General features: G+C 62.3%; 17 protein-coding genes. 11 read left to right on the top strand and 6 right to left on the bottom strand.

The annotated features are described in order from the left end of the window. The first annotated feature begins 236 nt into the window (after positions 1-236). From ctlX to MUM_RS0102860, 7 genes are all read left to right on the top strand, one after another. A complete protein-coding gene (gene ctlX / locus MUM_RS0102890; RefSeq protein WP_010166758.1) occupies positions 237-1,163 on the top strand; it encodes a citrulline utilization hydrolase CtlX in 927 nt (308 codons plus the stop codon). Between the two features lie 11 nt (positions 1,164-1,174). Then, positions 1,175-2,221, top strand: a complete 1,047-nt coding sequence (locus tag MUM_RS0102885) for an ornithine cyclodeaminase (protein ID WP_010166756.1) — start codon at positions 1,175-1,177, stop codon at positions 2,219-2,221. 355 nt (positions 2,222-2,576) lie between these two features. Continuing rightward, entirely contained in the window at positions 2,577-3,356 is a 780-nt protein-coding gene (locus tag MUM_RS0102880) for an ABC transporter substrate-binding protein (protein ID WP_010166754.1), read from the top strand. Between the two features lie 133 nt (positions 3,357-3,489). Next, complete coding sequence (locus MUM_RS0102875) at positions 3,490-4,191, top strand: ABC transporter permease (protein ID WP_010166737.1); 702 nt, start codon at positions 3,490-3,492, stop codon at positions 4,189-4,191. Then, positions 4,188-4,901, top strand: a complete 714-nt coding sequence (locus MUM_RS0102870; protein ID WP_010166736.1) for an ABC transporter permease — start codon at positions 4,188-4,190, stop codon at positions 4,899-4,901. The genes MUM_RS0102875 and MUM_RS0102870 overlap by 4 nt, the downstream gene beginning before the upstream one ends. Positions 4,902-4,904: 3 nt before the next feature. Continuing rightward, complete coding sequence (locus MUM_RS0102865) at positions 4,905-5,750, top strand: ABC transporter ATP-binding protein (protein ID WP_010166735.1); 846 nt, start codon at positions 4,905-4,907, stop codon at positions 5,748-5,750. A 12-nt stretch (positions 5,751-5,762) separates the two neighbouring features. Beyond that, entirely contained in the window at positions 5,763-6,260 is a 498-nt protein-coding gene (locus MUM_RS0102860) for an Lrp/AsnC family transcriptional regulator (protein ID WP_003208571.1), read from the top strand. A 299-nt stretch (positions 6,261-6,559) separates the two neighbouring features. Here the strand turns inward: MUM_RS0102860 and MUM_RS0102855 are convergent, their stop codons facing one another. The 4 genes from MUM_RS0102855 to MUM_RS0102840 all read right to left on the bottom strand — a co-directional run bounded on the left by MUM_RS0102855 (position 6,560) and on the right by MUM_RS0102840 (position 10,658). Further along, entirely contained in the window at positions 6,560-7,393 is an 834-nt protein-coding gene (locus tag MUM_RS0102855; RefSeq protein WP_010166734.1) for a TIGR03915 family putative DNA repair protein, read from the bottom strand. Further along, positions 7,390-8,610 carry a putative DNA modification/repair radical SAM protein gene (locus tag MUM_RS0102850; RefSeq protein WP_010166733.1) on the bottom strand — a complete coding sequence of 407 codons (1,221 nt, stop codon included), beginning with the start codon at positions 8,608-8,610 and terminating at the stop codon, positions 7,390-7,392. Before MUM_RS0102850 ends, MUM_RS0102855 begins: the two co-directional genes overlap by 4 nt. A gap of 68 nt (positions 8,611-8,678) precedes the next feature. Next, the gene (locus MUM_RS0102845; RefSeq protein WP_010166732.1) at positions 8,679-10,016 is read right to left on the bottom strand and encodes a lysine N(6)-hydroxylase/L-ornithine N(5)-oxygenase family protein; all 1,338 of its coding nucleotides are present in this window, start codon (positions 10,014-10,016) and stop codon (positions 8,679-8,681) included. Between the two features lie 159 nt (positions 10,017-10,175). Beyond that, positions 10,176-10,658 carry a sigma-70 family RNA polymerase sigma factor gene (locus MUM_RS0102840; RefSeq protein ID WP_029615754.1) on the bottom strand — a complete coding sequence of 161 codons (483 nt, stop codon included), beginning with the start codon at positions 10,656-10,658 and terminating at the stop codon, positions 10,176-10,178. 297 nt (positions 10,659-10,955) lie between these two features. Between MUM_RS0102840 and MUM_RS0102835 the strand changes: the two genes are divergently transcribed. The 3 genes from MUM_RS0102835 to MUM_RS0102825 are packed head-to-tail and all read left to right on the top strand — an operon-like array spanning position 10,956 to position 15,516. Continuing rightward, the gene (locus tag MUM_RS0102835) at positions 10,956-12,128 is read left to right on the top strand and encodes an efflux RND transporter periplasmic adaptor subunit (protein WP_010166727.1); all 1,173 of its coding nucleotides are present in this window, start codon (positions 10,956-10,958) and stop codon (positions 12,126-12,128) included. Then, positions 12,129-14,096 carry a MacB family efflux pump subunit gene (locus MUM_RS0102830; protein WP_010166724.1) on the top strand — a complete coding sequence of 656 codons (1,968 nt, stop codon included), beginning with the start codon at positions 12,129-12,131 and terminating at the stop codon, positions 14,094-14,096. A gap of 7 nt (positions 14,097-14,103) precedes the next feature. Continuing rightward, positions 14,104-15,516 carry an efflux transporter outer membrane subunit gene (locus tag MUM_RS0102825; protein ID WP_010166720.1) on the top strand — a complete coding sequence of 471 codons (1,413 nt, stop codon included), beginning with the start codon at positions 14,104-14,106 and terminating at the stop codon, positions 15,514-15,516. 90 nt (positions 15,517-15,606) lie between these two features. Here MUM_RS0102825 and MUM_RS0102820 read toward each other — a convergent pair whose 3' ends face one another. Next, on the bottom strand, positions 15,607-18,093 hold the full coding sequence (locus MUM_RS0102820; protein WP_010166718.1) for a TonB-dependent siderophore receptor: 2,487 nt from the start codon (positions 18,091-18,093) through the stop codon (positions 15,607-15,609). 153 nt (positions 18,094-18,246) lie between these two features. Then, positions 18,247-19,872, bottom strand: coding sequence for a pyoverdine maturation tyrosinase PvdP (pvdP, locus tag MUM_RS0102815; protein WP_029615753.1), 1,626 nt, complete (start codon positions 19,870-19,872; stop codon positions 18,247-18,249). A 173-nt stretch (positions 19,873-20,045) separates the two neighbouring features. Here pvdP and pvdM point away from each other — a divergent pair, with 173 nt between their 5' ends. Beyond that, positions 20,046-21,404 carry a pyoverdine-tailoring dipeptidase-like protein PvdM gene (pvdM, locus tag MUM_RS0102810; RefSeq protein ID WP_010166714.1) on the top strand — a complete coding sequence of 453 codons (1,359 nt, stop codon included), beginning with the start codon at positions 20,046-20,048 and terminating at the stop codon, positions 21,402-21,404. Positions 21,405-21,408 lie beyond the last annotated feature (4 nt).

Genomic DNA, 21,408 nt, shown 5'->3' with positions numbered 1-21,408 from the left:
GCCTGCGATAGCGGTCTGTCAGTCGATGTTTGATTGACTGTCAGACCGCTATCGCAGGCAAGCCAGCTCCCACAGTTGACCAGCTTTGTTCCTTCAACCGCACCCAACAGCCGATTCGGCTGCCCCACCCCACTTTTCAGCTTTCCCGGCTGAGCCACCCCCTCACTTCAGCCGGGATTCTTCCTTCACACCGCACAAAATAGCCTCACTGCCCAACCCCATGGACCCGTGCACCCATGCAAACCACCAACACTGTCCTGATGATCCGCCCGGCGCACTTCGCCTTTAACCCGGACACCGCGATCAACAACCGCTTCCAGCGCGCGCCCCTCGACCCGGTGGCCGCACAGCAGAAAGCGCTGGAAGAGTTCGACGGCTACGTCGACACCCTGCGCCACCACGGCGTGGAAGTGCTGGTGGTTCAAGACACCCCCGCCCCTCACACCCCGGATTCGATTTTCCCCAACAACTGGTGGAGCAGCCACGCCGACGGCAGCCTGGTGCTCTACCCGATGGAAGGCCAGAACCGACGACTGGAACGCGACAAAGGCGTACTGCAAGTGCTGGAGCAACGCTTTGCGATCCACAACACCATCGACTTCAGCCACCTCGAACAACAGAACATGTTCCTGGAAGGCACCGGCAGCATGGTCCTCGACCGCCAGCACCGCATCAGCTACGCCTGCCACTCCGGGCGTACCCATCAGGATGCCCTGCGCCAGTTTGCCGAACGCCTGGACTATCAGGTCTGCGTGTTCCACGCCGTCGACCGCCACCAGGCGCCGATCTACCACAGCAACGTGATGATGAGCGTCGGCCGCGACCTCTCTGTGGTGTGCCTGCAAGCCCTGCCCGACGACCACGAGCGCCAGGCCCTGGAACGTTCCCTGCGCGACACCGGCAAAGACATCGTCGCCCTGGACTTCGACCAGCTGGAAGCCTTCGCCGGCAACATGCTGGAAGTCCATGACCGCGACGGCCAGCCGCTGCTGGTGATGTCGGCCAGCGCCTGGGGCTCGCTCAAGCCGGCCCAGCGCCAGCACGTGGAGCGCCACACCCGGCCGGTGGTGGTGAACATCGACAACATCGAACGCATCGGCGGCGGCAGTGCCCGCTGCATGTTGGCGGAAGTGCACCTGCCCGCCCGCCCCTCATTTCAATAAGGAGTCTTCCCATGACCCGCTATATCGACGTCAACGACTTGAGCTACCTGGTTTCGCAAAAGGGCCTGCAAACCTGCATCACCGAGATGGCCGAGTACATCCGCGCCGACTACCTGCGCTGGCAGGACTTTGAAAAATGCGCACGCCTGGCCAACCATTCGCCCGAGGGCGTGATCGAGCTGATGCCGGTGTCCGACGCGTCGCTGTACGCCTTCAAATACGTGAACGGCCACCCGAAAAACACCCAGAGCGGCATGCTCACCGTCATGGCCTTCGGCGCCCTGGGCGATGTGGACACCGGCAAACCGGTGCTGCTGGCCGAAATGACCCTGACCACCGCGATCCGCACCGCCGCCACCTCGGCCCTGGTGGCGCGCTACCTGGCCCGGGACAACAGCCGCAGCATGGCGCTGATCGGCAACGGCTCCCAGAGCGAGTTCCAGGCCCTGGCCTTCCACGCCATGCTGGGCATCAATGAAATCCGCCTGTTCGACATCGACGCCAAGGCCACCGCCAAACTGGCCGCCAACCTGAAAGCCTTCCCGGCGATCAAGGTAATCCTGGCGGGCAGCGTGGCCGAAGCGGTGAAAGGCGCCGATATCGTCACCACCGTGACCGCCGACAAGGCCTACGCCACCATCCTGACGGACGAGATGATCGAGCCGGGCATGCACCTGAATGCCGTGGGCGGCGACTGCCCGGGCAAGACCGAGCTGGACCGACGAATCGTCGAACGTGCGCGGGTGATCGTCGAGTACGAACCGCAAAGCCGCATTGAAGGCGAGATCCAGCACATGCCGGAAGATTCGCCGGTCACCGAGCTGTGGCAAGTGATCAACGGCCAGGCCCCGGGCCGCGAAAATGCGCGCCAGGTCACCCTGTTCGACTCGGTGGGTTTTGCCATCGAAGACTACTCTGCCCTGCGTTACGTGCTGGACGTGGCCAAGGCGCTGGACGTGGGCAGCGAACTGGAACTGGTGCCGGACCTCGCCGACCCCAAGGACCTGTTTGCCCGCCTGGCCCAGGCACCGGTGGCACAGCAGAAAAAGCGCGCCTGAGACCGCTCTGGCCTGCCGCTTTGCGTAAGGGGCAGGCCGGAAAAAGTCGACTGACAAGCCGATTTAGCGGGTGCCGCAGCCGTTTCCGCTGTGGCCCGCGTTTTAACAGCACATTCCGCCCGCCGCGGCAGGGGTAAACGACACAAAAAACGCACCATCTTGAAGCATTCTCTCTGACAAGAAACATCCCAATGTGGCGAGGGAGCTTGCTCCCGCTGGAGTGCGTAGCGCTCCCGGGATTTTGGGGCCGCTGCGCAGCCCAGCGGGAGCAAGCTCCCTCGCCACAAAACCCAGCTCGCCTTAGCTTTCAGCTTTCTACTGCCCTGACATCAATTACAAAATATAGGGAATACACATGACTCCGCTCCGATCACTTTTCGCTGCGCTGCTCCTGCCATTGGCCGCCACGGCTGCCCAGGCTCAGGAATGGAAAGAAATCCGCTTTGGGGTCTTCCCCGAATACCCACCGTTTGAATCGGTCGCCGCCGACGGCAGCCTGCAAGGCTTCGACATCGACCTGGGCAACGCCATCTGCGCCAAGCTTGAAGTCAAATGCGTGTGGGTCCATAACGAATTCGACGGCATGATCCCGGCGCTGCGCGCGCGCAAGTTCGACGCCATCATGTCTTCCATGGCCGTGACCCCGGCCCGCCAGAAAGTCATCGACTTCAGCGATCGCCTGTTCCTCAGCCCGACCTCGGTGATCACCCGCAAAAGCGCCGACTTCGGCGACACCCCCGAATCCCTCAAAGGCAAACAGGTCGGCGTGCTGCAAGGCTCGCTGCAAGAGGCCTATGCCCGTGCGCACCTGGCAAAACTTGGCGCGCAGATCAAGGCGTACCAGTCTCAGGAACAGAACTACGCCGACCTGCAAAACGGTCGCCTCGACGCCACCCTCACCGACAAGCTCGAAGCCCAGCTCAACTTCCTGTCCAAACCTGAAGGCGCCGACTTCAAGACCGGCCCGGCCTTCAAGGACCCGACCCTGCCGCTCGACATCGCCATGGGCCTGCGCAAGAACGACAAGGACCTGGTGGAACTGATCAACAAAGGCATCGCCGCCGTCCAGGCCGATGGCACCTACGCACAGATCCAAAAGAAATACTTCGGCGATCAGGATATCTACAACGAGTGATATCCATCCCACCCCTGTAGGAGCTGGCTTGCCAGCGATGGCTGCCTGAAGCATTGCGCTGAACTCGACGGCCCCATCGCCGGCAAGCCGACTCCTACAGGGGACGTCTGAGCCCCACAGAGATCTCCCCTCCATGAATGAATTCCTCAACTTGCAAGGCTTCGGCCCGTTGCTGGCTCAGGGTGCCTGGATGACGGTCAAGCTGGCGTTCCTGGCGCTGGTGCTGAGCCTGTCGCTGGGCCTGATCGCCGCCGGCGCCAAGCTGTCCAGCGTCAAGCTGCTGCGGGTTCCGGCCACGCTCTACACCACGCTGATCCGCAGCGTGCCGGACCTGGTGCTGATCCTGCTGATTTTCTACAGCCTGCAACTGTGGCTGAACGACCTGAGCGAAATGCTCGGCTGGGCCTACTTCGAAATCGACCCGTTCACCGCCGGTGTCATCACCCTCGGTTTTATCTACGGGGCGTATTTCACCGAGAACTTTCGCGGGGCGATTCTCAGCGTGCCGGCCGGCCAACTGGAAGCCGCGACCGCTTACGGCCTGAGCCGCTGGCAGCGCTTTCGCCTGGTGCTGTTCCCGCAGCTGATGCGCTTTGCCCTGCCGGGCCTGGGCAATAACTGGCTGGTGCTGCTCAAGTCCACGGCACTGGTGTCGATCATCGGTCTGTCGGACCTGGTCAAGGCCGCGCAAAACGCCGGCAAGACCACCAACGACCCGCTGTACTTCCTGATCCTCGCGGGCCTGGTGTACCTGGTGATCACCACCCTCTCCAACCGCATCTTCAAACGCCTGGAACGGCGCTACAACGTCGGCATCAAGGGGATGGCGCGATGATCGAACTGATCCAGCAATACGGCCTGGCCTACCTGTTCACCGACGGCAACGGCTTTTCCGGGGTGGCGATGACCCTGTGGCTGTTCATTATCTCGGTGGTACTGGGCTTCTTCCTGTCGATCCCGCTGGCCATCGCACGGGTGTCGGAGCACTTCTGGATTCGCTGGCCGGTGGAGGTCTACACCTACCTGTTCCGCGGCACGCCGCTGTATATCCAGCTGCTGATTTGCTACACCGGCCTCTACGGCCTGGAGGTGGTGCAGGACAACGCCCTGCTCAACCAGTTTTTCCGCAACGCACTGAACTGCACGCTGCTGGCGTTTGTGCTGAACACCTGCGCCTACACCGTGGAAATCTTTGCCGGGGCGATCCGCAACATTCCCCATGGCGAAATCGAAGCGGCCAAGGCCTACGGCCTGCACGGCTGGCGCCTGAACCTGTTTGTGGTGGTACCCGCCGCACTGCGTCGTGCGCTGCCGGCCTACAGCAACGAAATGATCCTGATGCTGCACGCCACCTCCCTGGCGTTCACCGCCACCATCGCCGACATCCTCAAGGTGGCCCGCGACGCCAACGCCGAGACGTTCCTGACGTTCCAGGCCTTTGGCATCGCGGCCCTGTTGTACATGCTGCTGTCCTTTGCACTGGTGGGCCTGTTTCGACTGGCCGAACGTCGCTGGATGCGTTTTCTTGTTCCTACCCGAGGCTAACCCATGAATCAGTCCGCGCAGGCCCTGGCCGCTTATCCCACCGATGTACGCCCTGCCGCCAAACCGGTTGCCGTGGCCGAGAATGCCAACGTCAAACTCCAGGTCGAAGGCCTGCACAAACGCTATGGTGAGCATGAGGTGCTCAAGGGCGTCTCGCTGAACGCGCGCAATGGCGACGTGATCAGCCTGATCGGCGCCAGCGGCTCCGGCAAAAGCACGATGCTGCGCTGCATCAACTTCCTCGAACAGCCGGACGCCGGGGTCATCACCCTGGACGGCATCAGCATCGAAATGCAGCAAGGCCGCACCGGCACCCGCGCGCCGCATCAGGCGCAATTACAGAACCTGCGCACCCGCCTGGCCATGGTGTTCCAGCACTTCAACCTGTGGAGCCACATGACCGTGCTGGAAAACATCACCATGGCCCCGCGCCGCGTGCTGGGGGTGAGCGCCGCCGAGGCGGAAAAACGCGCACGGATGTACCTCGACAAGGTCGGCCTGCCGGGCCGGGTGGCGGATCAATACCCGGCATTCCTCTCCGGCGGCCAGCAACAGCGCGTCGCCATCGCCCGGGCCCTGGCGATGGAACCGGAGATCATTCTGTTCGACGAACCCACCTCGGCCCTCGACCCTGAACTTGTAGGAGAAGTCCTTAAAGTCATACAGACGTTGGCTGAGGAAGGTCGTACCATGCTCATGGTCACCCACGAAATGGGCTTTGCCCGGCAGGTGTCCAGCCAAGTGCTGTTTCTGCACCAGGGCCGTGTCGAGGAGCAAGGCGGAGCCGAAATCCTCGACCAGCCGAACAGCGAACGCTTGCAGCAATTTCTTTCCAACCGATTGAAGTGAACACCAGACCCCATGGATACCAAGGCCACCGGACCGAACGCTTCCCCTGTGCTGGACCGCATCGATGAAGCCATCATCGACGTGTTGCGGCACCAGGGACGCATCACCTACGAAAAACTCTCGTCGCTGGTGCACCTGACGCCCAGGCCGTGCCTGGAACGGGTGCGCAAGCTGGAGCGGCGCGGGGTCATCCGGGGGTATGGGGCAATCATCGATGTGCAGATGGTTTCACCGGGGCTGTCACTGCTGGTGCTGGTAGCCCTCTCCAACCAGAGCGGGCGCTCGGCGCAGAAAGCATTCGAGGCGTGCGTCAAGGCCTGCCCACAAGTGTTCGAATGCCAGTTGATCAGCGGGCCGTTCGACTACAGCCTGCGCATGCGCTGCCGGGACATGGAGCACTATCGGGTGCTGACGGAAACCTGGTTGAACAATGACGAGTTGCACATTGATAAATTGGTGGCGCATCCGGAGTTGGCGGTGGTGAAAAATACCGCCACGGAACTGGCCTGAACACCACCCGCCAAAACCACACACATCACTGTGGTGAAGGTGCCTCTGTGGTGAGTGGGCTTTTGTGGTGAGCAGGCCTTTGTGGTGAAAGGGCTTTTGTGGTGAGCGGGCTTGCCCCGCGCTGGGCTGCGAAGCAGCCCCAACAAAGTCACCGAGTTCTTTCAGATGGAACCGGAGCGCAGGTTTTGGGGCCGCTTCGCAGCCCAGCGCGGGGCAAGCCCGCTCACCACAAAAGCCTGCTCAACACAGAAACCCACTCACCACAGAAGCCCACTCACCACAAATGCCCGCTCTCACATTTAAATGTGCCCGCTTAAGATTCTCTTACCCTGTTTGGCCCCAATCATCTTCGCCTGCCCATCCCGCTGCTTGCCCGTGCGCGCTTCGCTGATCAACCCCGGAATCAACTTGCCCTCCGGCAGATTCTTCCAGAACCGGCTCGGCAAATGCCCTTCCATCACCTTAGGGTTCAGCCGCGCCGGGTTAAAGATATGGCTGTAATACGTCAGCCACATCGCACTGTGCGGGTCCTCGACATTCTGCGCCAACTGCTGCCACTCCACCGGGCAGTGCCGCTGATGAATCAGCTGTTCCCCATCGTAATAAACCCCATCCAGAGGCGTCGCGATCATCCAGCGATGGCGCCCCATGCGCCCGACAAAATGCTGGCTGGCCACCTTCAGGATATCGTGGGCCGGCTCGTGCCAGGCCACATACTCCGGCAACTCCGGCCCCGCCTCGGCCGGCAACGCGATAAACCGCACAAACGCATGCAGGTGATGGGCCTCGCGCTGCACCTGCTTGATCCGGCGCTGCAACTCGCTGCCCAGCTTGTCCCCCGACATCATCGCCGTGCGGTCCCCATGGCTGACGCGCCACAACACCTCATACAACAGGCTCCAGCGCTGCTCACCGTGGTAACACGCGGCAGACTCCAGCAGCTCCAGCAGCGCCTTGGGGATCCGCGCCTGGAACGGCCCGCACTCGGCCGGGTACTGCTCGTCAGTGGCAAACAGGTCCGCCACCTCGGCCACGCCCCAACTCACATGGCTTGGGTCAATCTGATGGCTGAGCAGCCAGCGCGCCTGCTCGCGCCAGGTGCTGAACAGGTTGTCGCACTCCAGGCTGATCATCCCCACAGCCCCATTTGCTGCGGCTGCGGACGGTCGCGCAGTTGTTCACGCAGCAGCACGCTGGTGCTTTCCGCCTGCTGCGGGTGGTAGTCACTGGTGATGAAAAACGGCTTGGCCTTGGCCAGCACGCAACGCATGCGCGCCAGGTCTTCGAAGCGGATCTTGCGCTGGCGGCGCAGGTCCACCAGCCGCTGGGTGGTGCGCAGGCCAATCCCGGGAATGCGCGCAATCAGTGTCGGCTCGGCGCGGTTCAGGTCCAGCGGGAACACCTCGCGGTGCTCCAGGGCCCAAGCCAGTTTCGGGTCGATGTCCAGGGCCAGGTCGCCCGGCCCCTCGAACAGTTCATTGGCGCTGAAACCGTAGCTGCGCAACAGGAAATCCGCCTGGTACAAGCGGTGCTCGCGCATCAGGGGCGGCGCGGCCAGGGGCACGCTTTTGGGGCTGTTGGGAATCGGGCTGAACGCCGAGTAATACACCCGGCGCAATTTGAAGTTGCCGTACAACGCCTCGGCGCTGTGGAGGATGGTGCTGTCGTCGGTGTCATCGGCGCCGACGATCATCTGCGTACTCTGCCCCGCTGGCGCGAAACGTGGTGCACGGGGTTCGTTGAGCACGGTCTGTTCACCGGTGTAGATGGTTTGCATGGCCTGCTTGATCGAGAAAATCTGCTTCTCGGGCGCCAGGGTCTGCAGGCTCTTGTCGGTCGGCAACTCGATGTTCACGCTGAGGCGATCGGCATAGCGACCCGCCTCGGCAATCAGCGCCGGGTCGGCTTCGGGAATGGTCTTGAGGTGGATGTAGCCGCGAAAGTCATGCTCTTCGCGCAGGAGCTTGGCGACCCGCACCAACTGCTCCATGGTGTAGTCGGCCGAACGGATGATGCCGGAGCTGAGAAACAGCCCGCTGACGCAGTTGCGCCGATAGAAGTCGAGGGTCAGGGTCACCACCTCCTCCGGGCTGAAGCGTGCACGGGGCACGTCGCTGGAGCGGCGGTTGACGCAGTATTGGCAGTCGTAGAGGCAGAAGTTGGTCAGCAATACCTTGAGCAGGGACACGCAGCGACCATCGGGCGTATAGCTGTGGCAGATGCCCATGCCATCGGTGGAACCCAGCCCCGCCTTGCCTTCCGAGCTGCGCTTGGGGGCGCCGCTGCTGGCGCAGGAGGCGTCGTACTTGGCGGCGTCGGCGAGGATGCTGAGTTTTTCGATCAACTGCATGGGGCTTCTACCGATACTGGTTTTTTGTACAGTATCAGCAGCAAGCCCCGGGGTTCAAGTGCAGCCTGTCAGCTGGCGGTGGCCAGTAGCAAATCCTGCACTGAACGCCCCTTGCCGCGGCTGCGGTCGTGCTCGTACAGCGACGCGGCAATCTCGTCGGCACGGATCGGCAGGATCGACAGCAACGTATCGCTCAAGCCATGGCTGGCCTGGCTGAAACCCTGCATGTAGATGCCGGCCTTGCAGCGCTCGTCGGTGACGATGCGGTAGTCGCGGCTGACTTCGAAGTCGCCCATGTAGTCCGCCAACGGTGCCAGCAACTGGCGATGCATCTGGCGTTCATACCCGGTGGCCAGCACCACGGCGTCGTAGTGGTTGAGACTGGTTTCGCCGGTGGCGTTGTTGCGCAATGCCAACTCGACCCCCAGCGGCCCGGCCGTGGCTTTTTCCACGGTGGTCAGGGTGCGGAACGCATGACGGGCAATGCCGGAGACTTTCTGGCGGTAGAAGATCCCGTAGATGCGCTCGATCAGGTCCAGGTCCACCACCGAATAGTTGGTGTTGTGGTACTCGTTGACCAGGCGCTCACGCTCACTGCCGTTCTGCTGGAACACCAGGTCGGTGAATTCCGGCGAGAACACTTCGTTGACGAACGGGCTGTCGTCCGCAGGCTTGAGGGCCGAGCCGCGCAGGATCATGTCGACCTGCACCGACGGAAAACTGTCGTTCAGATCAATGAAGGCCTCGGCCGCACTCTGCCCGCCGCCGATGATCGCGACGCGCATCGGCTTGCCGTCCACACATGGCTGCTTGGCCATGCGCTCCAGATACTGGGAATGATGGAACACCCGTCCGTCCTCCTTGAGCCCCTTGAAAGACTCGGGAATACGCGGCGTGCCACCGGCGCTGACCACCACCGAACGGGTGGTACGCACGTGTTGCTCACCCTGGCCATCCCGGGAAATCACCCGCAGCGCCTCGACCTGCTGCTGATGCAGGATCGGTTCGATGGCCAGCACTTCCTCACCATAACGGCTCTGCGCCTGGAACTGCCCGGAGACCCAGCGCAGGTAGTCGTTGTACTCCATGCGGCATGGATAAAAGGTGCCCAGGTTGATGAAATCCACCAGGCGACCGTGGGCTTTCAGGTAATTGACGAACGAATACGGGCTGGTGGGGTTGCGCAGGGTCACCAGGTCCTTAAGGAACGAAATCTGCAATTCACTCTGGGCGACCAGGGTGTTGCCGTGCCAGCGGTAGTCGGCCTGCTTGTCGAGAAACAGAACATCCAGCTTGCCCTGGGCTTTCTCGCGTTCCTGCAGGGCGATGGCCAGCGCCAGGTTCGAGGGGCCGAACCCGATACCGATCAGGTCGTGAACGGCGGGCGATGCAATTGCCTGTGTCATTCCAGTGTCCTCTGGATAAGCCCTCTGCTACAGGAGGGAAAGCCTGGTTAACCTGGCGGGCACACGGGTCAATTACACACGTGTAATCCCGGCACAGGTCGTCTGTTGAATAAGAACGAGGACAATGAAAAGAAATTTAACTGGCTGCCAGGTTGCCGGTCAGTTTGCGTCCCACTCACGCATGCGAAGCCGGCAATGTTTCATGGCATTGACGATGTATTTCTCCACCATGCCTTTGGAAATACCCAGGCGGTCGGCGATCTGCGGATGGGACATGCCCTCAAGCTTGCGCAAGTAAAAGCTCTCGCGGCAGACAGGAGACAGCTCATCCAGAGCCTGGCGCACCAGGTCCAGGCGCTGCTTGTGGTCAATGTCGGCCTGGGGGGGGGGGCTGAAAAAACGCTCATCGCCTTCCAGCACGTCTAAAGATTCCATCTGACGCAGCGCCGTGTAGCGCTTGCCGTCAATCACCAGGTTCATCGCGGTGCGGTAGAGAAAGGCACGGGGCTGCTCGATCGGCGTTTCGCTGGAACGCTCCAGCACCCGCAAATAAGCATCGTGCACCACATCTTCGGCCTGCTGCGGGTTGCCCAGCCTGGCACGGAGAAAATACACCAGCTCCCGATAGTAGCTTTCCAACAGGCTTCTCCACCGTGGATCAGACGGCACGTCTCTGACAAATCGATGTACCAAGGAGTTGGTCGCACGATGATGGCAGTTTGAAGCGCGTAATTTATAATAATTCTCATGTAGAGTTAAAGCGCTGGTTACATATTGCCCACGAAACAACTTGTAATCTATCCCTGCCCAGCCACCGAAAACCGTCTTAAATTCCCCTTCCGCCTCCTCGTTTACAGGACAGCCCCCGTGCCGACAGACCGCTGCCCGCGCCCCACCTGCGTGCACCAGCGGACCGAATTCCCTTGGCTGGAACCCTGCATGAAACGTCCCCGAGTTAACCGATACGCCTGGCTGGCAGCGATGTGCCTGGTCCCTATGATTGCCCTGGCCACCTGGCAGGTTCTACCCGCAGGGCGCGACAAGCTGTCCACTGTCCAGGTCACTCGAGGCGACATTGAAAGCAGCGTGACCGCGCTGGGCACCCTGCAACCACGGCGCTACGTCGACGTGGGCGCCCAGGCGTCCGGGCAAATCCGCAAGATCCATGTCGAAGCCGGCGACCAGGTCCAGGAAGGCCAACTGCTGGTGGAAATCGATCCCGCCACACAAAAGGCCAAGCTCGACGCCAGCCGTTTTGCCATCGAAAACCTCAAGGCCCAGTTGCAGGAGCAGCGCGCCCAGCACGACCTGGCGCAGCAGAAATACAAGCGCCAGCAAAACCTCACGGCCGCCGGCGCCACGCGCGAGGAAGATGTACAAACCGCCCAGGCCGAGTGGCGCGCCACCCAGGCCCGGGTCGAGATGTTTCAGGCGCAGATCCGCCAGGCCCAGGCCAGCCTGCGCAGCGACGAAGCGGAGCTTGGCTACACGCGCATCTATGCGCCGATGTCCGGGACGGTGGTGGCAGTCGACGCCCGGGTCGGCCAGACCCTCAACGCACAGCAACAGACCCCCCTGATCATGCGCATCGCCAAGTTGTCACCGATGACCGTTTGGGCGGAGGTCTCGGAAGCCGATATCGGCCACGTCAAACCGGGCATGAGCGCCTACTTCACCACCTTGAGCGGCGGCAGCCGGCGCTGGGCCAGCACCGTGCGACAGATCCTGCCGATCCCGCCCAAGCCGCTGAACGAAACCAGCCAGGGCGGCGGCAGCCCCGCCAGTTCCAGCAAGAGCGGCAGTGGGCGAGTGGTGCTCTATACCGTGCTATTGGATGTCGACAACACCGACCACGCCTTGATGGCAGAGATGACCACCCAGGTGTTTTTCGTCGCCAACTCGGCGAAGAACGTACTCACTGCACCGATCTCCGCGTTGCAGGGCGGCAGTGCCCCGGACCAGCAACTCGCGCGGGTAGTGGCCGCCAACGGCAGCATCAAGACTCACGAGGTGCGCACCGGCATCAGTGACCGGCGGCGGGTCCAGGTGCTGGAAGGGCTCAAGGAAGGCGACCACCTGCTGACCGGCCCGTCCGACGGCAGTGGTGGTTGAATGCCCACCCCACTGATCGAGCTGCGGGACATCCGCAAATCCTACGGCGGCCATGACACCCCGCAGGTCGATGTGCTGCGCGGCATCGACCTGTCGATCCATGCCGGCGAATTCGTCGCCATCGTCGGCACCTCGGGCTCCGGCAAATCCACCCTGATGAACATCCTCGGCTGCCTCGACCGCCCGACCCGGGGCGACTACCTGTTCGCCGGGGAAAATGTTGCACAACTGGGCAGCGACGAGTTGGCCTGGCTGCGCCGCGAAGCCTTTGGTTTTGTGTTTCAGGGGTACCACCTCATTGCGTCCGGCTCGGCCCAGGAAAACGTCGAGATGCCCGCCATCTACGCCGGCCTGCCCGCCGGCGAACGCCATGCCCGCGCCGCAGCGCTGCTGGATCGGCTGGGCCTGGCCAGCCGCACCGGCAACCGCCCCCACCAATTGTCCGGCGGCCAGCAGCAACGAGTGTCGATTGCCCGCGCGCTGATGAATGGCGGCCATATCATCCTTGCCGACGAACCCACCGGCGCCCTCGACAGCCACAGCGGCGCCGAAGTGATGGCACTGCTCGACGAACTGGCGAGCCAGGGCCATGTGGTCATTCTGATCACTCACGATCGGGAAGTGGCCGCGCGGGCCAAGCGCATCATTGAGATCCGCGACGGCCAGATCGTCAGCGACTCGGGCCCGGACAACGCCCCGGCGCAGGCCGTGGAGGGTACGTTGCAGGCCGTAGATTTGCGCCAGCGCCTGGCCGATGGCAGCGAACACACCGGCGCCTGGAAGGGTGAGCTTGTGGATGCGGTGCACGCGGCCTGGCGCGTGATGTGGATCAACCGCTTTCGCACGGCCCTTACGCTGCTGGGCATCGTCATCGGCGTGGCTTCGGTGGTGGTGATGCTGGCCGTCGGCGAAGGCAGCAAGCGCCAGGTAATGGCGCAGATGGGCGCATTCGGCTCCAACATCATCTACCTGAGCGGCCACACCCCCAACCCGCGTACACCGCCGGGCATCATCACGCTGGATGACGTCGCCGCCCTGGGAGACCTGCCACAAGTGCAACGCATCATGCCGGTCAACGGTGCCCAGGCGACCGTACGTTTCGGCAATGTCGACCATGCCGCCTACGTCGGCGGCAACGACACCCACTTCCCGGCCATTTTCAACTGGCCGGTGGTCGAAGGTGACTACTTCACCGACGCCGACGAGCACAGCGCCGCTGCGGTGGCAGTGATCGGCCAGAAAGTGCGTGACACCCTGTTCAAGGACCTCGCCAATCCCATCGGCCAATACATCCTGATCGAAAACGTGCCTTTCCAGGTGGTCGGCGTATTGGCTGGCAAAGGTGCGAGCTCCGGCGACCAGGACAGTGACGACCGGATTGCCGTGCCCTACTCCGCCGCCAGCATCCGCCTGTTCGGCAGCTACAACCCGGAATACGTGGTGATTGCCGCCGCCGATGCGCGCAAGGTCAAGGAGACCGAACAGGCCATCGACCAGTTGATGCTGCGCCTGCACGGTGGCAAACGCGATTATGAACTGACCAACAACGCCGCCATGATCCAGGCCGAGGCCCGCACCCAGAACACCCTGTCGCTGATGCTCGGTGCCATAGCCGCCATTTCATTGCTGGTGGGCGGCATCGGCGTGATGAACATCATGCTGATGACCGTGCGCGAACGCACCCGCGAGATCGGCATCCGCATGGCCACCGGTGCCCGCCAACGGGACATCCTGCGCCAGTTTCTGACCGAGGCCGTGATGCTCTCGGTGGTGGGCGGCCTGGCTGGAATTGCCCTGGCATTGATCATCGGCGGCGTGCTGATCCTCAGTGACATTGCGGTGGCCTTCTCCCTGATGGCCGGGCTCGGCGCCTTTGGTTGCGCCTTGGTCACCGGTGTCCTCTTCGGCTTCATGCCGGCTCGCAAGGCGGCCAGGCTGGACCCGGTCACCGCCCTTACCAGTGAATGATCGCCCTATGAACGTGCAATTGACCGTGATCGCCGCCAGCCTGTTGCTCGCGGCCTGCAACAACCTGGTGCCCAACGTGGAGAGCGGCCTGGCGCCGCCCTCCTCCTGGCAGTCACCGAATACCGAAGGTGCGCGGCAAGACAATCAACGTTGGTGGACACAGTTCGCCAGCCCCGAGCTTGATCAGTTGATCGCCCAGGCCCAGGCCGGAAGCCATGACCTGGCTGCGGCAATGGCCAGGGTTCGCCAGGCCCAGGCCAGCGCAGTGATCGCCGGCGCGCCGTTGCTGCCGGCGCTGACCGGCGGCTCGAACGCCAGCCGCCAGAAATTGCTGCGCGGCAAAGGCTACAGCCAGTTGGACGCCGACAGCGACAACAAGGCGGTGGACTACTTCGACGCCAGCCTCACCGCCAGCTATGAAATCGATTTCTGGGGCGGCCGCCGCGCCGCCCGCGATAGCGCCCTCGAAGGGCTGCGCGCCAGCGAGTTCGATCGGGCCACCGTCGAACTGACCCTGCTGAGCAGCGTCGCCAACAGCTACACCCAAGCCCTGTCCCTGCGCGAGCAAGGGCGCATCGCCGAACTGAACCTGGCCAATGCGCAAAACGTGCTGGACCTGGTGCAGAGCCGCTACAACGCGGGCTCCGCCACCGCCCTGGAGCTGGCCCAACAGAAAAGCCTGGTGGCGGCCCAGCAGCGCCAATTGCCACAGGTGCAGCAACAGGCCCGCGACGCGATGATCACCCTGGCGGCCCTGCTGGGAGAGCCGGTGCAAAACCTCACATTGGGCCAACAGTCGTTCGATGCACTGCACTGGCCGCAGATTACAGCCGGTGTGCCCAGCGACCTGCTGCGGCGCCGGCCGGACATTGCCAGCGCCGAAGCCCGCCTTGCTGCGGCCAAGGCTGACGTGGTCGTCGCCCGCGCCGCGATGTTACCCACCGTGACCTTGGGGGCCAGCCTCGGCTCGGGCGCCAGCACCGCCTCGGACATCCTGCGCAGCCCGTTCTACAACCTGACGGCCGGGCTTACCGCGCCGATCTTCAACAACGGCCAACTGAGCGCCGAACGCGACCGCACCACCGCCCGCCAGGATGAACTGCTGCAAACCTACCGCAGCGCGATCATCAATGGTTTTGCCGATGTCGAAAAAGCCTTGAACACTCTGCATGGCCTGGACCAGCAACGGAGGTGGCAGGGCCAGGAACTGAGCGAGGCGCAAACGGCCTTCCGGATTGCCCAAAGCCGCTATCAGGCCGGCGCCGAGGACTTGCTGACGGTACTGGAAACCCAGCGCACGCTGTACGCGGCCCAGGACCTCAATGTGCAACTGCGACTGGCGCGAATGCAGGCCAGTATCGCGTTGTACAAGGCACTGGGGGGCAGCTGGCAGGCGCCGACCGTCGCGGATATGCGCTGAAACCGGCGCTATAAAAAAACCGCCTTCACGGCGGTTTTTTGTTGCGTGGAGGGCGCAAGCTCAACTGCCGGCGCCCGGTGTCTCACCGACTCAGAAGGTCCACTTGGCGTTGACCACTGCGTTGCGGGGCTCGCCGTAGGAGCCCGAGTTAAACGTGCCCATGCCGTCGTAGTATTTCTGATCGAACAGGTTGTTAACGTTCAGGCCCACGCTCAGGTGTTCGTCCACCTGGTATTTGGCCAGCAGGCCAACCACGGCGTATGGATCCTGCGTTGCCTTGTAATAAGGACCTGAGTAGTTGATTTGCGAAGAGGCGTACATCTCGCTTTGCCAGGTAACGTTGCCGCCGACGGTCAACTTGTTCCACTCACCCGGCAGGCGGTACGTAGTGCCGAACTTGAACAGGTTGATCGGCTGGTTGGTCTGGACCCGAGCGCCGTCCTTGTCATGGGACTCACGATAGGTATAGCCACCAAACACATTCCAGCCGCTGGCAACTTCGCCAGAGATTTCCGTCTCGACACCACGGGTATTGGTACCGCTGATGGCCTTGTACACGGCCCGGCCCGAAGAGTCCTGGCCAGACTGCGCCGGCGTGTTCTTCTGCTCGATATCGAATACCGCGATGCTCGCGTTCAGCGCGCCGTTGAAGAACTCACCTTTGAGGCCAATCTCGTAGTTGTCACCTTCAAGAGGAGCGAGTGAGCCACCGGACTCTGTCTTGTAGAACGTCTGCGGCAAGAAGATGCTGGTGTAGCTGGCGTACACCGAGTAAGTGTCATTCAGCTCATAGACGATACCCGCGTATGGCGTAACCACCCCGGTTTTTTTGGTCTTGTCAGTGGCTTTGGTGTCGTTGAGGTAGTTGCTGACTTCGTCTTCCTGGTTCCACCAGCTGAGCCGGGTACCCAGAATGATCGTCAACGGATCAAACGGTTTCAGACGCAGGGCGCCGTAAATGCCGGTCTGCTGCAAGGTCGTGACGGTGCCGCCATCCTTGTAGTACTGACGACGTGGGTACTCGCGACCGTCCCAGTTGAAAATATCCGCCGAACCATAGTCACCATCGTCTTGGTGGCTTGCGTAGTTGGGGAAGTTCAGGTGAGTGCGCGACGTACTGGCCCCCACCACCAATTCATGTTCGCGGCCACCCAGTTGGAACGGACCGGAGGCATAGGCGTCGAGCGTGTCCTGGGTCTGGTAGCTGTCCAGGCGATAGATAAATACCCCTGTGCCTTGCCCAGTCACCGGATCAGGGTAACCACCACTGGCTGAGGCGCCCTGACCTTTACGGTAAGAGTATTGATGGCTGTAGGCGGTCTTCAGGCTCCAGTCATTGTCCAGCTTGTGGTCAAGCATGGTGGTGAAGTTGTAGCTGGTATTGTCCATGTAACTCGAGCGCGAGGCTGGGTTGAATGAACGGGACAGATTGGTTTGCGTACCGTTGCTGTAGAACAAAGGGATATGCCCGTAGCTGCTGCCATTGGCATCATTATTCTGGTAATCGAGGCTCGTTCGCAGCGTAGTGCTGTCGTTCAAGTCGATATCCAACGCGCCGTACATCACCCGCTTTTCCTGGCTGTACCAGTCGATGAACGAGTTCTGCTTCTGGTAGGCCGCGACGAACCGCCCACGTACATTGCCTGTCTCGGTCAGGGGGCCGGAGACATCGACTTCGGAACGGTAGCGGTCCCACGCGCCGGCTTCCCCGGAAACGTAAGCCTGGAAGTCCTTGGTCGGACGCTTGCGCACCAGGTTGATAGTGGCCGATGGAGTCCCCGCACCACTCATCAGGCCAGTAGCGCCTCGTACCACCTCGACCCGGTCATAGATGGCCATGTCCGAGATTGCACCCACGTACTGCTGGGACTCGTTGGCCACTTGCGACGGAATGCCGTCGTACTGGAAATTCTGGATCTCGAAGCCACGGGAGTAGAAAGAATAACGTTCACTGTCGCGATGATTCGCGCTGATACCCGGCGTAAAGGTCAGCACCTCGTTGAGCGTTGAAAGGTGTTGGTCGTCCATCAGTTGCCGGGTAATCACACTCACCGACTGCGGAGTTTCACGCAACGACAACGGCAGCTTGGTTGCAGTGCTGGTGGCTCCCGTGGTGTAGGAGCCGGTGTTTTCGGTGGTAGCCCCCAGCCCTTCGGCACTGATATTGGTCGCCCCCAACGTCAATGCCGAACCACTGGCAGGCGGCATCACAATATAGCTGCCGTTGGCTTCTCGACTGGCCTGCAGGCCACTGCCCGACAACAGCCGGGACAGGCCTTCATCCACGCTGAACTGCCCCCTCAACCCTTGGGTGGTGCGCTGGCTGGCCAGGGCCGGGTCGTAGGAAATCGACACGCCTGCCGCCGAGCCGAACTTCATCAAGGCCTCCGACAACTTGCCGGCCGGAATCGCGAACGCAACCTTGCCCGCCTCGCTCTGGGCGAATGCTGCGCCCGGCGCCAATGCGCCAGCGGCCGGCACGGCCAGTGCAGCACCCAGCATCATCAGGCGAACGGTCTGCGGCAGTTTCTTCAACGCGTAATGCTTGGGTGTGGACAACCAAAGGGGATAAGGCATCGACAGCAATCCTTGAACGATGAGGTGTGTGATTGGCAGGAAGTGATGGCGTCTTTCAGCGCCTCTGGTTAATAAGACGGCCCACTAATGAAAACCATACTCATTTACGAAAATCTTTTTTCGACTCTCCATCGACGCGTGAAAGCCCCACCATCAGCCGGGTTTCGGCGTGACCGAAAGGTGCCGTGCATACCAGGGTCGTCGCGGCACACGCCGCCACAGATCGGTCAGTGTGTCCTCCTCGCCAAACGTGATACGCAGTGCCAGCTTCATGGTTTCCGGGTCCATCTCCACCGACTTGCCGACCGCCAGGCCTGGCGTGGTGCTGCAGCCATGGGTCGTCGGGCCCAGCCACGGGTCACTGACCTCGACCCAGCGCCCGGGCGCAAACCAGGGCACGTTATTGACGGTCAGGCGCGTCAGCTCGCCGGGATGGAAACGCTCATGGGCGCGAAACCAGTCCTCCAGCCGATCATCAATCCAGCCATGGAAATGCCAGAACACCGGGTTCACGTGGGAGGAGAACGGGTCGCCGAGAAAGTCATTTTCCGGCCGGTACCAGCGCGCCGCGAAATCCGCCGGATCGCGCGCCATGGGCACGGCCGCACCGTTGGAAGGGTCGCGGGGCACCGAGGCCCAGCGCATGTGCAGCCAGTCATGCAGGCCCAATTCGATTTCCGAGCCGAACTGGCCCAGGGTCAACCTGGCCAGGTAAGCCGGGTTGCGGTAGCGCGATTCCCAGACTTCAAAATTGCCATGGTAGGTTTCGGCGCTTTTTATATCGCCCACCCACTGCGAGTACTCATCATCGCCTTCTGCCAGCCAGGCAGGTGGTAAAGCGAAACCGTCATGGTTGTCGAAGTACCGCGCAAAGCCCTGGCGGTCGCGCTCCAACTCCGGCTGCGGCAGGGGGAAACGCGGCCATGACGGCAAATCCTGCATCAACCGGGCCGTGCCGAGCATGTGCCGGTGCATGAAGAAGAAGTCCACCCCCGAACCATTGCGATCCTTGCGCGGGCCACGGGCGTCGCGCTCCTGGTCACGCGGCCCGGGCTGCCAGCCGATGCCGCGCAAGGCGTCGCGTTTTTTTTCCGACAGTTTGTGCCAACGGTCACGGGATGCGTGCCATAGCTGATGAAACAATCGGTGCTCCGGGGCGATCAGCCAGGCCAACAGCGTCGGATTCAGCCCGATACGTTCACGCGCCTCAGGGAACACCCGCTTCACCGCAACAAAACGCGCGTCGAGTTGCGGCAGGCCCAGGGGACGACTCAGATCCCACACCCGTCCACTCAAGGTGCCACTGCCCGCGTTGCCATGTTCGGCCCAGACCTCATCCAGCACCGCTTCGCACTCATATGCCGGAGCACCGTCAAGGGATTCGCGACTTACCAGACGCCAGGTCAGATGCCGGGTGTCCGCCTCCGCCAGATCACCCTGCACCTGATAGCGCGGTTCGCCCGGCCCGCGCAGAACCTGCGATGTATCCACGCAACCCCGCAGGCCACGCCCACGCGGGGCAATGTCGAGGAACATTTCCAGGCCGTTGACCGGCAATCCCGCCAACGCGGCATCGCGCCCCTGCAGGCGAATGTCCCAGACACCCCGCAACTTGTCGGCCAGGCGCTGGCCGCTGGCATCCGCCAACTCCACGGTCGCCTCGCCGGGGGTTTCCGGCTCCTTGTCCCGCACCCATTCACGGTGGGCGTACCACGCCGCAGGCACCGCCGCCCCCGTCAGGGCCAGGCCCGCCACAAACCCTCGTCGAGAAATCGTCATTGCCCTACCTGTGTCAGCCATGGAGCAGGCCGTATCCAAGCTAGAACGTTGGGTTGCCGGACAAATTTAGGCCCTGCGGCGGTACTCGCTAAATTTCTACGCGCTGCGCTCGTTCTTCCCAGATAGCCAAGGCCACTGCACCCGACCTCGACGGCAACCTGACTGAGATGGCAATGACAAAATCGCGCTCCAAAAAAGCTCTGTTAATTGGCCTGCCACTGGCCGTCGCCCTCACCGCGGGCGCTGGGTGGCTGGCGTGGGAACAGTGGTTCGCCAACCCCGGCTACCCGATAAAACTCATGCAGCAGGCCGAAGAACTGCAAGACCGCCTGCTCTCCTTCGACAGCCACATCACCGTGCCCCTGGATTTTGGCAGCGCCGGCAATGAAGCCGACAAGGATGGCAGCGGCCAGTTCGACCTGGTCAAGGCCAATCGCGGACGTCTCTCGGGGGCTGCGCTGGGCGTGTTTGGCTGGCCGGAAATCTGGAACGGCCCGAATGCCCCTCACCGCCCTACGGCAGGGTTTGTCGACGAAGCCCGCAAGGAACAGGAAATACGCTACAAGATCATCACCGGCATGGTGCGCGACTTCCCCAACCAGGTCGGGATCGCCTACACGCCGGACGACTACCGGCGCCTGCACGGTGAAGGCAAGTTTGCCGTGTTCATCAACCTGTCCAATGCCTACCCCCTGGGCAACGACCTGAGCCTGCTGGATCTGTGGGCCGCCCGTGGCATGCGTATGTTCGGCTTCAGTTATGTGGGCAACAACGACTGGGCCGACTCCTCGCGCCCGCTGCCGTTCTTCAATGACACGCCCGACGCCTTGGGCGGGTTGTCGGGGATCGGCAAGCAAGCGGTGCAGCGCCTGAACGACCTCGGCGTGATCATCGATGTGTCGCAGATGTCATCCCTCGCGCTGGAACAAGTGGCACAACTGAGCCGCACTCCCATGGTTGCCTCGCACTCGGCCCCCAGGGCGCTGGTGGACATTCCGGTAAACCTCAGCGACAAGGAGCTGCAACTGATCAAGAACAGCGGCGGCGTGGTGCAGATCGTCGCCTTCTCGCCGTACCTGCGACCGCTGAGCCAGCCTACCCAGAACAAACTCAACAAACTGCGCGCGCGCTTCGACCTGCCCCCACTGCCCAACCTGGCCATGGCGCTGATGCCGGGCGACGCGGTGATCACCGTCTGGCCGGAGCAGCGTTTCGGCGAGTACGCCAGCGCTCTCTACGCCATCCTCGATGAAGAGCCCAAGGCCGACCTCAAGGACCTGGGCAATGCCATCGACTACGCCGTGAAAAAAATCGGCATCGACCATGTGGGTATCAGCTCGGACTTCAACGACGGCGGCGGCATCAAGGGCTGGAAGGATGTCACCGAAATTCGCAACGTCACCGCCGAACTGCTGCAGCGGGGTTACTCCGAAGCGGACATCGCCAAGCTGTGGGGCGGCAACTTTCTGCGCGTCTGGGACCAGGTGCAACGCGCCGCCAAACCTGACGCCCCTGTCACTCAACAGAATTGAAGCC

The sequence above is a fragment of the Pseudomonas sp. PAMC 25886 genome (assembly GCF_000242655.1).
In the GTDB taxonomy this organism is placed as follows: domain Bacteria; phylum Pseudomonadota; class Gammaproteobacteria; order Pseudomonadales; family Pseudomonadaceae; genus Aquipseudomonas.
The sequence above is the reverse complement of the archived record's forward strand: the minus strand, read 5'-3'. Positions and strand labels throughout refer to the sequence as shown.

What these genes read in the sequence shown, in the direction of transcription:
- ctlX (WP_010166758.1), top strand. Translation starts at nt 237, where the DNA reads ATGCAAACCACCAACACTGTCCTGATGATCCGCCCGGCGCACTTCGCC.
- MUM_RS0102885 (WP_010166756.1), top strand. Translation starts at nt 1,175, where the DNA reads ATGACCCGCTATATCGACGTCAACGACTTGAGCTACCTGGTTTCGCAA.
- MUM_RS0102880 (WP_010166754.1), top strand. Translation starts at nt 2,577, where the DNA reads ATGACTCCGCTCCGATCACTTTTCGCTGCGCTGCTCCTGCCATTGGCC.
- MUM_RS0102875 (WP_010166737.1), top strand. Translation starts at nt 3,490, where the DNA reads ATGAATGAATTCCTCAACTTGCAAGGCTTCGGCCCGTTGCTGGCTCAG.
- MUM_RS0102870 (WP_010166736.1), top strand. Translation starts at nt 4,188, where the DNA reads ATGATCGAACTGATCCAGCAATACGGCCTGGCCTACCTGTTCACCGAC.
- MUM_RS0102865 (WP_010166735.1), top strand. Translation starts at nt 4,905, where the DNA reads ATGAATCAGTCCGCGCAGGCCCTGGCCGCTTATCCCACCGATGTACGC.
- MUM_RS0102860 (WP_003208571.1), top strand. Translation starts at nt 5,763, where the DNA reads ATGGATACCAAGGCCACCGGACCGAACGCTTCCCCTGTGCTGGACCGC.
- MUM_RS0102855 (WP_010166734.1), bottom strand. Translation starts at nt 7,393, where the DNA reads ATGATCAGCCTGGAGTGCGACAACCTGTTCAGCACCTGGCGCGAGCAG.
- MUM_RS0102850 (WP_010166733.1), bottom strand. Translation starts at nt 8,610, where the DNA reads ATGCAGTTGATCGAAAAACTCAGCATCCTCGCCGACGCCGCCAAGTAC.
- MUM_RS0102845 (WP_010166732.1), bottom strand. Translation starts at nt 10,016, where the DNA reads ATGACACAGGCAATTGCATCGCCCGCCGTTCACGACCTGATCGGTATC.
- MUM_RS0102835 (WP_010166727.1), top strand. Translation starts at nt 10,956, where the DNA reads ATGAAACGTCCCCGAGTTAACCGATACGCCTGGCTGGCAGCGATGTGC.
- MUM_RS0102830 (WP_010166724.1), top strand. Translation starts at nt 12,129, where the DNA reads ATGCCCACCCCACTGATCGAGCTGCGGGACATCCGCAAATCCTACGGC.
- MUM_RS0102825 (WP_010166720.1), top strand. Translation starts at nt 14,104, where the DNA reads ATGAACGTGCAATTGACCGTGATCGCCGCCAGCCTGTTGCTCGCGGCC.
- MUM_RS0102820 (WP_010166718.1), bottom strand. Translation starts at nt 18,093, where the DNA reads ATGCCTTATCCCCTTTGGTTGTCCACACCCAAGCATTACGCGTTGAAG.
- pvdP (WP_029615753.1), bottom strand. Translation starts at nt 19,872, where the DNA reads ATGACGATTTCTCGACGAGGGTTTGTGGCGGGCCTGGCCCTGACGGGG.
- pvdM (WP_010166714.1), top strand. Translation starts at nt 20,046, where the DNA reads ATGACAAAATCGCGCTCCAAAAAAGCTCTGTTAATTGGCCTGCCACTG.